This window comes from Paenibacillus sp. UASWS1643, from assembly GCF_008693195.1.
Classification (GTDB): domain Bacteria; phylum Bacillota; class Bacilli; order Paenibacillales; family Paenibacillaceae; genus Paenibacillus; species Paenibacillus amylolyticus_B.
Genome location: NZ_VXKZ01000106.1, coordinates 169,037 through 183,477, shown reverse-complemented (window position 1 = coordinate 183,477; position 14,441 = coordinate 169,037). Strand labels below are relative to the sequence as shown.

At 45.5% G+C, this 14,441-nt stretch carries 13 protein-coding genes; 7 read left to right on the top strand and 6 right to left on the bottom strand.

Features of this window, described 5'->3' with window-relative positions:
* Positions 1-124: 124 nt before the first annotated feature.
* The 3 genes from FE296_RS13305 to FE296_RS13295 form a co-directional block, all read right to left on the bottom strand.
* On the bottom strand, positions 125-640 hold the full coding sequence (locus tag FE296_RS13305) for a hypothetical protein (RefSeq protein ID WP_150365194.1): 516 nt from the start codon (positions 638-640) through the stop codon (positions 125-127).
* 51 nt (positions 641-691) lie between these two features.
* Positions 692-1,465 carry an isocitrate lyase/PEP mutase family protein gene (locus FE296_RS13300; protein ID WP_150365193.1) on the bottom strand — a complete coding sequence of 258 codons (774 nt, stop codon included), beginning with the start codon at positions 1,463-1,465 and terminating at the stop codon, positions 692-694.
* A 71-nt stretch (positions 1,466-1,536) separates the two neighbouring features.
* Positions 1,537-2,592 (bottom strand): bifunctional transcriptional activator/DNA repair enzyme AdaA, encoded by a 1,056-nt coding sequence (locus FE296_RS13295; protein WP_150365191.1) that lies wholly within the window; start codon positions 2,590-2,592, stop codon positions 1,537-1,539.
* A gap of 306 nt (positions 2,593-2,898) precedes the next feature.
* Between FE296_RS13295 and FE296_RS13290 the strand changes: the two genes are divergently transcribed.
* Complete coding sequence (locus FE296_RS13290; protein ID WP_190945206.1) at positions 2,899-3,276, top strand: LysM peptidoglycan-binding domain-containing protein; 378 nt, start codon at positions 2,899-2,901, stop codon at positions 3,274-3,276.
* Positions 3,277-3,455: 179 nt separating this feature from the next.
* Positions 3,456-4,031 carry a hypothetical protein gene (locus tag FE296_RS13285; RefSeq protein ID WP_150365236.1) on the top strand — a complete coding sequence of 192 codons (576 nt, stop codon included), beginning with the start codon at positions 3,456-3,458 and terminating at the stop codon, positions 4,029-4,031.
* A gap of 109 nt (positions 4,032-4,140) precedes the next feature.
* Here the strand turns inward: FE296_RS13285 and FE296_RS13280 are convergent, their stop codons facing one another.
* A complete protein-coding gene (locus tag FE296_RS13280) occupies positions 4,141-5,058 on the bottom strand; it encodes a phosphatidate cytidylyltransferase (RefSeq protein WP_150365189.1) in 918 nt (305 codons plus the stop codon).
* Positions 5,059-5,154: 96 nt separating this feature from the next.
* On the opposite strand from FE296_RS13280, the gene FE296_RS13275 reads away from it, so the two are divergent.
* Positions 5,155-5,709 carry a hypothetical protein gene (locus tag FE296_RS13275; RefSeq protein ID WP_150365188.1) on the top strand — a complete coding sequence of 185 codons (555 nt, stop codon included), beginning with the start codon at positions 5,155-5,157 and terminating at the stop codon, positions 5,707-5,709.
* Between the two features lie 91 nt (positions 5,710-5,800).
* Here FE296_RS13275 and FE296_RS13270 read toward each other — a convergent pair whose 3' ends face one another.
* Positions 5,801-6,268 carry a VOC family protein gene (locus tag FE296_RS13270; protein ID WP_150365187.1) on the bottom strand — a complete coding sequence of 156 codons (468 nt, stop codon included), beginning with the start codon at positions 6,266-6,268 and terminating at the stop codon, positions 5,801-5,803.
* 161 nt (positions 6,269-6,429) lie between these two features.
* Here FE296_RS13270 and FE296_RS13265 point away from each other — a divergent pair, with 161 nt between their 5' ends.
* The 3 genes from FE296_RS13265 (at position 6,430) to FE296_RS13255 (ending at position 12,548) form a co-directional block, all read left to right on the top strand.
* Positions 6,430-6,864, top strand: a complete 435-nt coding sequence (locus FE296_RS13265; RefSeq protein WP_150365186.1) for an Lrp/AsnC family transcriptional regulator — start codon at positions 6,430-6,432, stop codon at positions 6,862-6,864.
* A 3-nt stretch (positions 6,865-6,867) separates the two neighbouring features.
* Positions 6,868-8,025 carry a glycerate kinase family protein gene (locus FE296_RS13260; protein WP_150365185.1) on the top strand — a complete coding sequence of 386 codons (1,158 nt, stop codon included), beginning with the start codon at positions 6,868-6,870 and terminating at the stop codon, positions 8,023-8,025.
* Positions 8,026-8,519: 494 nt separating this feature from the next.
* Positions 8,520-12,548, top strand: coding sequence for an S-layer homology domain-containing protein (locus FE296_RS13255; RefSeq protein WP_150365184.1), 4,029 nt, complete (start codon positions 8,520-8,522; stop codon positions 12,546-12,548).
* A 238-nt stretch (positions 12,549-12,786) separates the two neighbouring features.
* Here the strand turns inward: FE296_RS13255 and FE296_RS13250 are convergent, their stop codons facing one another.
* The gene (locus FE296_RS13250; protein WP_124116825.1) at positions 12,787-13,359 is read right to left on the bottom strand and encodes a GbsR/MarR family transcriptional regulator; all 573 of its coding nucleotides are present in this window, start codon (positions 13,357-13,359) and stop codon (positions 12,787-12,789) included.
* Between the two features lie 198 nt (positions 13,360-13,557).
* Here FE296_RS13250 and FE296_RS13245 point away from each other — a divergent pair, with 198 nt between their 5' ends.
* Positions 13,558-14,433 carry a carbohydrate ABC transporter permease gene (locus FE296_RS13245; protein WP_036671737.1) on the top strand — a complete coding sequence of 292 codons (876 nt, stop codon included), beginning with the start codon at positions 13,558-13,560 and terminating at the stop codon, positions 14,431-14,433.
* The last annotated feature ends 8 nt before the right edge of the window (positions 14,434-14,441 follow it).

Below are 14,441 nucleotides of genomic sequence, written 5' to 3'. Positions count from 1 at the left end.
GCGAAATTTCCTGCAAACCAAAAAACACGAGTGCGAACCACGCCTCGTGTTTTTGGTATCATCCTAAATCACTGAATATACCTATTCGGCAATCTTTGTGCAATCTAAACTGAAGGTGTATCCCTTAAGCCTGAGCTTGTGGTTTGAATCCTTCGTCTTTGAGGTACTCGCCGGCTTCGCTACGCGTTTCAAAAGCCATATCCAGATTAACACCGGAATACACATACCACATGTCATCTTCGTATTTTAAAGTCAGCGTATGTCCATCTTCATCAATCCACGTTCCGCCACCCGTAGAGGTTGTAGACAATACAGGAGCAGTATTTACTTGTTCTGGTTCTTTAAATTCAACTGCGTTGGGATTGTGAGACATTGCTTGGATCGTTTCATCTAACAACGAGCGCAGATCTGCTTCAGAGTAGTCACGAATATTAACGAATCCTTTAGCATCGGTCTCATAGTCAGGCAGTAGACCTGCATAGATATAACCGTTACCGTTAGGGTGAATATGGAGAGCAACAATTTTTTTATCATACGCGCTTCCCTCGTAGTGGAAATTAACACGACCGAGAGAAACATCTTTGCGTTGTAGTTGGGGATACGATTGTAGCACTTCAAGCTTTTGTTCCACGTTAAGCATAAATTGCCTCCTGTAAATGTTCAATAGAGGTGATTATAACATGCCCTCCAGTTAATTTCCCGATAAAATACTTCTCCCCAGTTCTTTCAGGTGTTGCATAGCTTGCAGATAAGGATAAGGTCCATAGCTTACGCGTGCTACACCCAGTGTGGCAAGCTGTTTTGGTGAAGGCTCAGGAGACGTAACCATAATGTTAATTGGCAGCGATGAACGTTCACACAATTCCTGAATCAGTTGGTGATCCTGCAATCCGGGTACAAACAGACCACTGGCTCCTGCATCTGCATAATGGCTCGAACGTATAAGTGCTTCCTCTAGGAGGGAGTGGTTATGGTGTTCAGGTGCATGTTGCAGAAAAATATCTGTGCGGGCGTTAATGAACAACGGTATGCCTGCTTGCTCCGCAGCTTCCCGGGCGGCGGACAATCTCGGACATTGCTCCTCCACAGTGTACAATCCCAAGCCAGTGGGAAGTTGATCTTCCATGTTGATTCCCACAGCACCATGAGCGATGACTTGCAGGATATTTTTTTTCACTTCTGACACAGACCTCCCATACCCTCCCTCTATATCGATCGTTACAGGCAGATCCACGCTTGCTGTAATCCGTGCAAGATTGGCAAGCACCAGATGGAATGGCATGGCTTCACCATCTTGTTCACCGTGTGCCGCAGCAACGGACCAGCTTCCGGTCGCAATGGCCGTTGCTCCAGCGGATTGGATGGCTTGTGCGCTTCCAGCATCCCATACATTAACGAGGACAAGTGGTTTTCCTTTCACATGGTATTGTTGGAATAACGTCGCTTTCTCTTCTAAGGTACTCATATTATGTTGGCTCTCCTTTGTTATATCCATGCATTCTTTTGAGCATCTCTTGTGCACTTCAATTCTGTTTTTCAGCTACCCTGTTCCTGTTGTTTCTCATGCGTCAAAAGCCAGTTCTTGCGAGTTAATCCCCCGCCGTATCCGCCCAGTTCACCACTGGCATTGATCACACGGTGACATGGGATCACAATCGCAAGCTGGTTGGCCCCATTCGCCTGTGCCACGGCTCGGCACGCAGTTGGTTTTCCCAGTGCATTTGCAATCTCCTGATATGACCTCGTTTCACCTGCCGGAATGGCCATTAGCTGTTCCCACACACGCTTTTGAAATGGTGTTCCTAAACAGAACAACGGTGTGTCGAATGCTGTCCGAATACCTTGAAAGTACTCGTTTAGTTCACGCTCAATGGACTGGATGGGAGCTGTAGTGCCGGGCACAATCGCTGATTTGGTTCGTTTGCGCAGACGCTCAACTTCGCGTTCCAGGCCTCTGCGGTCCACAAATTCCAGTAAATATAGCGCCTCTTCATCTGCAATGGCCATCATTGGGCCGAGGCGGGTGTCAATCCAGGACGCTTTCAGGATATGTCCTTCATCGACTTGTGTAGGGGCGGCACCCATGATCCGTGAAAAGGCATCGCGGAAGCCGCTGCTTGATTCATATCCAGTAGTTAATTGGCTATCAATAACGGTGCGGCCGGAGCGAATATTTTTCAGGGCAAGTCCCATGCGGCGAGCGCGAGCATATTCAACAAAGGTCATGCCGAACCGCTTCTTGAACTGACGGCGAGCAGTGGATTCGTCGATGGAGAGGGCTTTGAAATCCTGTCCCTTCCAGCGTTTCTCCGGATGTTTCTCCACAGCTTCCACTAATATACGAACGACATCGGATACTTGGTTGGGATGAGAGAGCGGGCGACAGCGTTGGCAAGGGCGATAAGAGGCCAGAAGTGCCTGCTGAGCCGTCTCATAGAATTCGCAGTTTTCGAATTTTGGCTTTCGCGCAGGGCATGTGGGACGACAGAACACACCTGTGGTTCGGACCCCAACATAGAATAAACCCTCGTATTCCGAATCCTTGGCCACAAGCGCCTCGTAATATTGTTCCTTCAGATCAGCAGAAATCATGGGGGCACGTCCTTACCTCATTAGAATCTTTATCTATAACCTATTATAGAAAAACGTTGCAGCAAGCATCGCCGAAAATCAGGCATGAATATTGGATAGATTAAATCGGATATAACATTGAAATTTGGTTGTTCAGAATTTGTTTAGAGTGAACTGGTAGTATAGACCTATCAGGGTAGGGGCGATTAGGCAAAGATACCTATATAGTGAAAAAGTGAATTATTGATCATTCATTGTTATAGGAAAAATACATAGGTAAACATGAAATTAAAGATTAGCGGAATGAAAGTCTGGAGGTCGACTGGAATGAGATATTCTACGTACAAAAGTATTTATGAATCCGTTTATACCAAAACGTCCGAGCCTCGCACCATGTATGTTAAAGATCAATTCATGCAGCGTGCGAAGACGCCAACCTGGCTAGTGAAGATCGTCATCATAACTCTAATTATAATCATAGGGTGTAGTGCTGTATTCACTGCATTTGCAGGGGATGGGCAATTATTATCGGGGGACCAGATCGTTGTATCTCAGGGAGATACACTGTGGGGCATTTCATTGGCACATAAACCTCAGCAGATGGACACTCGTGTGTATGTAGAAGCCCTTAAGAAAGTGAACAAACTTGAGCAGAACGCCATCCGGGTTGGAGAAGTGTTAGTTTTGCCAGGGTTTGATCGATAAAATAAACGGTGCATGACGTCATGAACAGAGTTCTTTTTTACTCATCGAGGTGCAGTTACATACTGAATTTATTAATCATTTACATATAATGGAGCTTCATGTGGGACGATATGGTGTAGTGATTAGTAAGTGGTGTGTTGGATATACGTGCTGAAGATGAATGAAGGGAGAACTAGATGATGAAAATAAATATAAAGAAATCTGCACTTTGCATGTCTGTGCTCTGTATTTTGCTATTCGTCAGTGCCTGTGGCGCCAAGAATAATAATGAATCCGTTCAGGAACATGCCTATCCGCAGTCGAAGCAACCCGTAGAGGAAGCTGGAGAAAACTCTGTTCCGAATGCGGATGCGAAGAATAACAATGACAAAGGCAGTGCCAGTGGTGAAGAGGGCAAGCCTACAGCTCAATCGGAATCCACTGAACCGTCTGAGCAGATTGATATCGTCATTGACCAGTCGGAGAAACCGAGCGAGGGTAACAGCTTTGATTTTGGAATTAAACAGGTTCCGAAGGGCTATACACTAACGGAGATGCGATGGACGTCTAACATGGTGACGATTGTGAATTCACTACAGGAAGCCATTGAACATGGTGGAAATGGTGAAGAGGGGTTTTACTTTAGTGGCAATGGACAATTCTCCGGCTTTATCTATTCGGATGAGATGAAGGGCGAGCGGGGGAAAGCGACATTTGTCTTCACGAATGATGAGGGGAACGAAATCATGTCCGAAAAGGAAATTACGTTGAAGTAGCGCAGGCACATCATGAAGGCTCCATCGAGAGCCTGTTGAACAGGAAAAGCAGCCACTTGGGCTGCTTTTTTTGACATACATAATTATAAGATCACCGATCTATCTGTTGCTACATAAAGTCAAAGAAATAACGGACCACGTGGAACATAACCGGAGAGGTGTAAGTCAGGCTGTCGACCCGGCTCAGGTAGCTTTTTTTGAGCGAATCGAACTTGTTATCATCTCCAATTAACAGATCGCGCTTCAGTACAGACACCGTCAGACTACCGAAGAATCCGGCCAGACTGATCAACACTCCGATGAACAGCGAGAATTTCCAATCAAATGGCGTCAGGTAGGGATGGATAAAATAAGACGTAGCTGTCGTTACAATAAATGCACACGCGAACCCTTCCCAGGTGACAAAAGGATTGGCGGTAGGCACCACTTTTCGTTTGCCCAGATAGAGAGAGACCAGATAGTGCACCACATCATTAAGCTGTGTTAACACGACCAAGAACAACACCAGCTTGGACCCGTACTCCGGTGTGGCAAATGGAAAATAGGCCAGGTGGCTCAGTCCAAACACCATCAGCATTAGTCCCCATTGTGTGGAGCTGACACTGCGCAGGAAGCCGACTGTACCTTTGTTGATCAGGCGTGGCAGGGGCAATACCAGGAACACATATAGTGGAATAAACACGATAAACATGCCATACCATCCAATGTAGATCCAATAAAACTGAACTGGAATCGCGAGATACGCCCACAGGAACAACCTGCGGTCGGCTTTGCGTGTACTGCGAATCATGGAGAAGTACTCTTTGAGTGAGAAGAATGCAAGCATCATGAGGGAGATCAGGGACACGATGGGGTTAAAAAGGGTGGCGAGGCAGAAGATCACAAACATACCCCACCAGGTTTTGATTTTTTGGCCGATGCCTGAATAGTCCTTGCTTGGCTGAAGCTTTGCAATAACTTTGTAGACGATATGTATCACAAGTAAAGCTGTGAAGATTAACGTTAGTGTAAAGAGTGAACTGCTCACGTACCGATCACCTGCTTATTCAAAGTAAGATTCCATTATAGGGTACCTATGTTATTATGAAGGAATAGTGCCAACTTGATAAGGGGAAATTTTGTTATGACAGTTGAACGCTCCATCTATATTTTGCTTACGAATACAGGAACGCTGTTTACCAAGGTTATTCAGAGCTATACTCGAGCGCCGTATAATCACGCATCAATCGCATTTGACAAGGAATTATCCGAACTGTACAGCTTCGGTCGCAAGCATCCAAGTAATCCGCTGAACGGCGGGTTTGTGAAGGAAGATATTCAGACAGGTACATACAGCAAGTATCCCAATACCACGTGTGTCATATATGAGCTTCAGGTGACGGATCGTGAAGTGGAAAAGATGAAACGCGTGCTGCACATCTTCATCCGCAGCCGCCAGAAATATATGTACAATCTGCTCGGCGTGATCGGCATTACGCTCAAGGAACCGGTGGAGTTCAGCAACTCCTACTTCTGTTCCCAATTTGTAGCCGAGATTCTACAGCGTTCAGGCATCAAGCTGTGGAACAAGCTGCCTGCGCTGGTGACACCGGATGATTTTCGCCAGAGTGAACGATTGCAACTGGTCTATGAAGGAAAGCTAAGCGAGTATACGCTGGGGAATGCAGACCAAGAGTAGAGTAGGTGTGTGTGCTGATGCTTGCCAAGCAAATCCAATCATGAGATAGCCTGCTGCCACGGATAACGCGGCAACAGGCTGTTTGTGTACTTCATGTAGATGATGGTGAGGATGAGGATCGGTCAAAATCAACCTCTTCAAGAAATTCGATCACTTCACCATTGGGACTGTGGACGAGCGCATTTCTAACCCGAAGTGCAGGTTCGCCAAGCGATATCCAATCCGGTTCAACATAGGCCTTGGCTCCATGGGCGAGCGCTCGCTGATAGATATCTTCTACATCATGCACGTAAAAGGCGAAATGTAACAGTGAGCCGTGCCGGACCGCTTCAGGAGAGGCGGCAGGTTCACCTTCGGCGGGAATGACGGCTTTTGGGTCAAATACCTCAATACAGGTGCGCTGATCCGGAGAGATCAGCATACATGCCTTGGTAATGTGGAAGGAAGGCAAAATCCAGGAGTGACCGACCTTGAATCCCAATACTATTGTATAAAACGCCAGAGTATCTTCGTAATTACGAGCCTGAATGGCTACATGTGCAAGTCCAATAACACTCACATTACATCGCTCCTTCTTCAGATTGTAGTCTAAATTATAGGGTTGATATCGCATTGGAACCATACAATTTCAAAGGATATAATGAGATAAAATCGATATATTTTTAGCTAATTTATTAGAAAAACCTTATTAAATAAGGCGAAGACTCGGAGGTTTTACAAATGGAACACATGATTGATGAAATCGATCAGCAGATTATGCGCTTGCTGCAACATCATGCACGTATCCCTGTTGCACAGATTAGCAAAGAAATTAACATGTCCCAACCTTCGGTTAAGGAAAGAATCCTGAAACTGGAGGAGAGAGGTGTGATAACGGGATATTCAACGATCTATAATCTGGCCCGGTTAAACCGTGGAACCACGGCGTTTATTTTGCTCAAAACAGAGCATTGCGACGAGTTGGTCCAGTTCTGTGAACAAGCCATCGAAGTCACGGATGTCTATCGGATTAGCGGTGAGTATAACTATCTGATCAAAGTACAGACGGCGTCCATTGAAGAACTTGCCGGATTTCAGGATTCACTGGTGAAGCTGGGACCCTCCAAATCCCATATCAGCATGAAAAATATTATGGAAAACCGTGTTCTCCTTTAGGATATGAGAGAGACTAGAGAGAAGACATTTGTTCTGGCACCGGATTCGTTCAAAGAAAGTATGACAGCGAAAGAAGTATGTATCGCGATGGAAAAAGGGTTGCGTAAAATATACCCGACGGCACGCTATATTCATGTACCTATGGCAGATGGTGGGGAAGGTACGGTGCAGTCCCTTGTGGACGCTTCCGGCGGTGTCCTTCACCAGCACGAGGTGAGCGGACCATTGGGTCAGACAGTCACTGCGCAGTATGGCATTCTGGGTGGCGGAACAACGGCGGCCATCGAGATGGCATCGGCCAGCGGCATCCACTTGGTTACCAAGGACACCCGGGACCCGCTCCGGACGACAAGCTATGGAACAGGCGAGTTGATTGGCGCATGTCTGGACCTTGGCATACGCAAGATCATCATTGGTATTGGTGGTAGTGCGACCAACGATGGTGGGGCTGGCATGGCTGAAGCACTGGGGGCGAAGTTTCTGGATGCACAGGGTCAGCCGCTTGCGCGTGGTGGGGGGGCTCTGGATCAACTGGCTCAGATTGATCTATCCGGTCTGGATGAGCGTTTGCAGGGAGTGGAGTTCATTGTGGCCTGTGATGTGAACAATCCCCTATGTGGGGAGCATGGCGCATCAAGGGTGTTTGGACCACAAAAAGGGGCGACTCCAGAGATGGTTGAGCAGCTGGATGCGAATCTGTCCCATTATGCAGATGTGGTGAAACAGCAGCTGCACAAAGATATCCGTGATGTACCAGGAGCCGGAGCGGCTGGGGGGTTGGGCGCAGGACTCTTGATTTTTACACAGGCTGTATTACGTAAAGGGATTGAGATTGTCATTGAATATACTGAGTTGCGTAAAAAGTTGATTGCTGCGGATGTGGTATTTACGGGGGAAGGCGGCATCGACTTCCAAACGAAATTTGGCAAGACCCCCTATGGGGTTGCTCGGGCAGCCAAGGAAGCGGGTAAACCTGTGATTGCCCTTGCAGGTTGTGTGGGCGAAGGGATCGACACCCTCTACTCGGAAGGTATTGATGCCATATTTGGTATTGTGCCTGGAGCAGCGGATCTGGATCGACTATTGCGAGAAGGCCCGGAGAATGTGGAACGTACCACCGAGAATATTGCAAGAGTACTGAAGCTGGGTCTACTTTCTTAGGTCAGAGACCATCGGGGTCGTATGGGGCGGATTGGAATGTGATGTGACAAAGACGAGATACGGATATGCCTGATATCAGGTAATCTGTCTCTCGTTTTTTGCTGTGAAGTTCCATTGTATAGTTGTCGTTCAGGTCGCTTCGTTCGCGTTATTTTTACCCTTGATGCCACAATGAAAAAATTGCACATACAGTTACGTATCTGATGACCAATACATTCACGACGGGCAGCACATTGTATGTGGATGGTGGGGACACCTTGAATAATAGCCGGAGTTATATAGGTCCAAAAGAATACTTTTTTAAAATAAAATGATGAAATATGGCGAAAAAAGTTGAGATCTATCCTGTTTTTGTACTACAAGGTGGGTCCTTTTCCTTTTATTTACTCTTTTTGTTTAGATTCTGTTTATCGCAGTGTACTACAATAGGCCTTACGTATCAGATGGATTGAATTTATATGTAAAAAAACATGAGATAGGGAGGAACAGATTACATGGTTTACAAAAAGCTTATAAGCTGCCTTTTAATTGCTGTTTTGTTATTACAGGTGGTTAGTGTGGGTGGGGTTGCAAGTGCAGAGACTCTTACTCCATTGGACCAACTTAATATGGAGAGAGAGATGTATATTGAGTCGGATGAGGGTACGACGGTGACCCATGTTCAGAATTTACTTGAACAACAAGATTTAATTACACTGCCTGAAGACTATGAAGCATTGAACGATAATCAAAAATATGAAATTGCCAGAGGCATGGTCATGCTGCTCCCACTGGAGTTCTCATATGAGAATAACAATCAGGCCAATTACGTATTTGATTTGGTGTATCACCTTATCTCACTTCCTAAGCAGACTGAGTTGAGCACATTGCAGTACAGCATCAATCTGGTTTATAGCCTGCTGGCAGAATGGTCCACTTATTTCCCGAATGTTGGTAAACCTGATTGGACACAAGCTGGTAATCATTATATGAATTTGACGGGTGCAGACTTGCCAATGTTTGTGAGCTATCTTATGTTCTATAATATTATATTCATGGATTCTAGCGATCCTACGCAATTTAATAGTCAGTTGGAATTTATGGTTTCTAAGATATCTGAATATAAAGAACTGAATGGAGCACTTGACCTTTCCAGCATGGAAGCATCACTGGATAATCTTTATGGTATGTATGACTTCATTCAAATGCATGTCATTTTTAATCCAAACCCTAACATCCAGCCTTTTGTTTTTAATATGGAGAAGATGTCGACCATCCAGAACGATCCAACCAAAAAATCCGAGCTGGCTCAATGGATGATTGATCATAAACCGCAAAACGGTTATGAAACTGTATCCGAAGTTCAGAAAGAATTTGATGCGTTTTTTAACAAGGATACAACGCTGACCAAGTATAACGAACTGAAGAAAGAAGCCGATCGGGGTAACAGCAACGATTTTATTCAAGATTTGATTGTATTACTGCACGATGAACAATTCATTGCTAATCCTGATTTCAAGATGCTTTCTGTCAAAGATCAGGAGGATATCGCAGTATACTTACTAGATATAGAGCCACCAACGAATGCCGGATATGAGAAAAAAGAAGATGTTGAATTTTTGGTGCAAGTAGCCTTGAAGGCACTTGAAGTCATACGCGAAATTAATGGACCAAACGCAATAGCTGCACTTGATGAGTTTTATAACAAGCAAGCAGAGCGAGTAAATCATTTCAAAGAGCCCGATCCAGAAGGGGAATACTACCGATTTATTAATACTTACCTCACATCCTCCGAAATGGACAAATGGATGACTAAGTATAGATATGCAATTAGGCTAAAAGGGAAAGAGTCCATCTCCCGGGTTGTCAAATTCACGGACACTGCTGTTGAAAGAACACCTTATCTGAACCAGGCCTTAACGGAAGCAGAAGTGTTGGAGTCTTTGGAGCATCTCCGTTCCATTCAGAAAGGTGTTGAGGAATATAACTCCGTCTACACAGAAACTCCACTTGGAACATTCCCTTTGGATGTTAGCAAATTGGATAATCTTACTTCCGAAGAGCAAAAACAACTGGCTGACCATATGCTTAATGAAAGACCGGTTAATGGGTATGCAAGTTTCGAAGCAATTCAGACTGCATTTAATAAATTTTTTCCTGATGATAACGAAAGCGATCCATTGACTGTCTTAAATGCTGCAAAGAGCAACAGTAATATAGCGGCTATGCGAATGGCTATGGAAGATCCTGATCTGGGTATTACTCTGCCTAACGGATACGGAGCTTTATCCTTACAGGTTAGAGATTTCATTGCGGGATTCCTGATCGACTATGTAAATAAAGATTACAAAAACAAAGAACAGGTGCAATATATGATTGAACTTGGTGTATTGGCACAATCTGTTTGGGAGCAGAGGGAACTCAGTGTTCTTAGGAATAAACTGGATCTGCTCGCTCAGCAATTAGTAAATGGACCTAATCACTTTAATGACCAACAGACATATGTGTTACGCAGCCTTGGACAACAACATTTGGAACGTAGCAAAGTAGATAAAGGTGTACTGGCATATAATTACTTGCATCTAGTTGCATTCGAAAGGTTGGAAGGAGTGTCTAAAGGGGATATTGTTGATCCTAATATTGTCCTGAATCTCCTCTCTATGCCTATCGATTCATTTGAGCAAGCTACCTCTATACCGCGAATGGATCAATGGCTTGATGTAGTAATGAAAAATCAGATTAAAGGTGAAGCATTCTTCAGCAAATACAAATTTAATCTTAGAGGCGCTCTTGATTTATCCAAAAGGGCAGAACTCAGTCCTGAAGGCCAGAAGGAATTGGCTGAATGGGTCCTAAATGAACAAGATAGCTATGAGGATGTTGGGAATCTGCAATATGTATTTAACCGATTCTTTACGGCTCCTAATGTGAAGGGGAATGACATCAATAACACCCTAACGGGCTTGGACAACACGATGGAGATTTCCTACGACAATAAGTTGCACTGGATTGATGTTGCCTTCATTCAAAAAATGGACCTTAGCGGCAACAAAACGGTATGGGTTCGTTACAAAGCAATCAGCGATGAACTGCCAGGCCGCGCTGTGAAGTTTGTCTTTACACAGAACGGTGATAGCAACACTGATAATGGTAATGGCTCAACACCTAACCCGGGTGGAGACACAGGTGGTGGATCGTCCACGACCACACCAGTAACGTCTGTACCTGCACCAACAACGAAACAAGAGCAGATCGTGGTTGACGTTAATGGAACAAACGGCACCAACCTGACCAAAACGCCGATTACCCGTACAACCGAAACCAACGGCACGATCAAAGATCTGGTGAAAATGACCGAAGCGATTGCCAAGGAATCGGTGGAAAAAGCAAAACAATTGAACATGAACACCGCACGCATCGTGATTCCAGATACCAAAGATTCCGTGTCCGAAACACGTATTGAACTGCCTAAAGCAGCGGTAAAAGAACTGAATGATGGCTCACTCAAGCTGGAGATTTCCACTGAAAATGTAGTGATTTCCGTTCCGACGAATTCCATCGCTGGATTTGATCAAGACTTGTACTTCCGCGTTGTACCTTTGAAAAAGGAATCGGAGCGCAAAGAAGTCGAAGAACGTGCGAAGAAAGGGCAGTTGATTCAACAAGTTGCTCCGAATACGAATGTTCGCGTATTGGCTCGTCCTGTAGAGATCGACACGAATATGCAGAGCCGCGAAGTGACTCTCACATTGCCACTGCGTGACAGTCTGCCAACTGATCCGGCTGCTCGTCAGCAAGCTTTGGACAACCTGGCGATCTATATCGAACACAGTGACGGCACAAAAGAATTGATTCAAGGCAAATTGGTGAAACTCGCGGATAACAGCGAAGGCATTGAGTTTCCTGTAACGAAATTCAGTACATTCACCCTCGTTGTTGTGGATGGACTGAAAGCTTCACAAAGTACACATCAACCGTACATCCAGGGATTTGGCATGGATTTCCGTCCTGATGCATTCGTAACACGTGCACAAATGGCGGCAATGCTGGCTCGCAATCTTCCAACTGAAGCGGCAGCAGGTTCCGTGAATAGCGTGAGCTACAAGGATGTATCTGCAACACACTGGGCAACAAGTGTAATTCAAAAAGCGCAATCCGCAGGTATCATGAACGGCATGAGCAACACTCAATTTGCACCGGAAGGTTCGATCACCCGTGCACAGATGGCAACGATTGCATATCGCTGGATGCAGCAACAAGCGAGTGCAACAACCGTGAATGGTACAGCAGTTTCCTTCACAGATGTATCCGTAGACCTGTGGGCAGCTGATGCGATTGCATACGTACAATCTGCTGGCCTGATGGTTGGTTACAACAATGGTACATTCAAACCAGACAGCAAGCTGACACGTGCTGAAGCCGTGAAAGTGCTGAACTTGCTGTTCAACCGCACACCACTAACTGGCGAAGTTACGCCAACGTTCAGTGATGTACCTACATCCCACTGGGCATATGCAGAAATCGAAGCTGCAGCGCAAAAGTAATATTTTTTAAAAGAAAAAAGGGGTCATTAACACAGTACCATATGGAAAAGAGAACCCTAATGACGGATAGGATACGACAATACAATAGATAGAATAAAAAAGAGCTGTTCCATAAGCCATACATTGGCTAGGAACAGCTCCTTTTTGCGGTTTAGTGTGACTCAACAATGGTACGTCAGATCGTCTAGGTTCGTTAGCGCTTGGGTCACCCATTAGTTATTCTGTTTACGCAGTTGTACTACTCTTTATCGGGCGTGTGTGCAGCATTCTCGTAAAACTTACCATCCCGCAACTGATCCACGAATCCTTGTAGCCAGACGTAGTATTGCTCCGCGTGTTGGAGTTTGTGCAGATCACGCAGTGCATCATCTCGATCTTTGGACGAGGTATGTTCCGAAAGGATCATTGCGGACAGGTCAGGAATGACCTCACGAATACCTTCTAACATGACATCTACTTCCCTTTGGAGTTTGGCACCGAAGAAATTCTGGAATGTACGATAAAAGTCGGTCTCTGCCAGATATTGATCCTGGCGCTCCTTCTTTTCCTCCAGTTTATAGATCATCTGGGACTCCGTAAGCGAACGAACCGCATAGCTCATGTTGCTCTTGCTCATATTCATCGAGTTTTTCATCTCTTCAAGTGTCATCGGTCGATCCTCAAAATACATGATGCCGTATAATTTGCCAAACGTATGATTAACCCCATACAGATCCATCGTATTGGCGATGGCCTCAATGACTCTCTCCCTCAGCGCATGCCGATCAGGTAACGAAGAAAGATTCGGGTTCCCGGCTGTTTCTTTTCCCACAATGTCACCTCTGGTTTATGATAGCGTTCCCACTAGCTGCCTCATATTTTACATGACTTGCTCCAATTTTAACATAAGCCGGAATTAGAATTTTCAATACGAGTGTACAATCAATTTTGTACAGAATAAATATAAAGCTGATTATACTCAAAAATTCCCAATCATTAAAGAAAAATTGGACAGTAAGGAGTGGGGGATTTGCGTTTAAAACTATGGAGGGAGTCTGAGGCGGTCCTATTCACGCTGCCAGCTCTAATCCCGTTGCTGATCTTCTGGCTGGGACCTCTGGGATATATCGTTTATCTCAGTTTCACCGACTGGGACTTCATGAGCCCGGACAAGCTGTTCGTCGGGTTGGACAATTACAGTTATCTGCTGACAAACTCTGAATTCTATCGATCACTGAAAGTTACCTTGTTATTCGGACTGGGCAGTGTAATCCCAACCATTGTGGGCGGATTGGCACTTGCGATGCTCATGAATAGCAAAATCAAATCATCCGGCATCTTCCGGACATTACTCTTCTCACCTTGGGTCACCCCGACAGTTGCGGTGTCCATTGCGTGGTCCTGGATCTTCGAGCCCGAAGTGGGACTCGCTAATCTTATGCTGGGCTGGGTAGGCGTATCTCCGATCGGATGGTTGCGTGACGCGGACTGGGCACTGGTTGCCGTTCTGATCGTCACGCTTTGGAAATCGATTGGGTGGGCGATGGTATTTTATCTCGTTGCGCTACGAAATCTACCGTCCGATCTGCTCGAAGCAGCTTCAATTGATGGAGCCAACGGTTGGGACAAGTTCAGAAGTATCACACTGCCGCTGATCTCACCAACGACGTTTTTTCTATCGATTATTCTTACCATCCAGTCCTTGCAAGCCTATGACCAGATCAATGTCATGACGCAGGGTGGACCGGCGGGATCAACGAGAACGTTGCTGTACATGTATTACCAGTCTGCATTCGAATCCTTTAATGTAGGTGAAGCTTCGTCTATCGCCGTTGTGATCATTCTGATCTGCGTGTTGCTGTCGGGCGTATCCTTCCTGCTTGGCAGACGTCTGGTGCACTACTAATGACAATG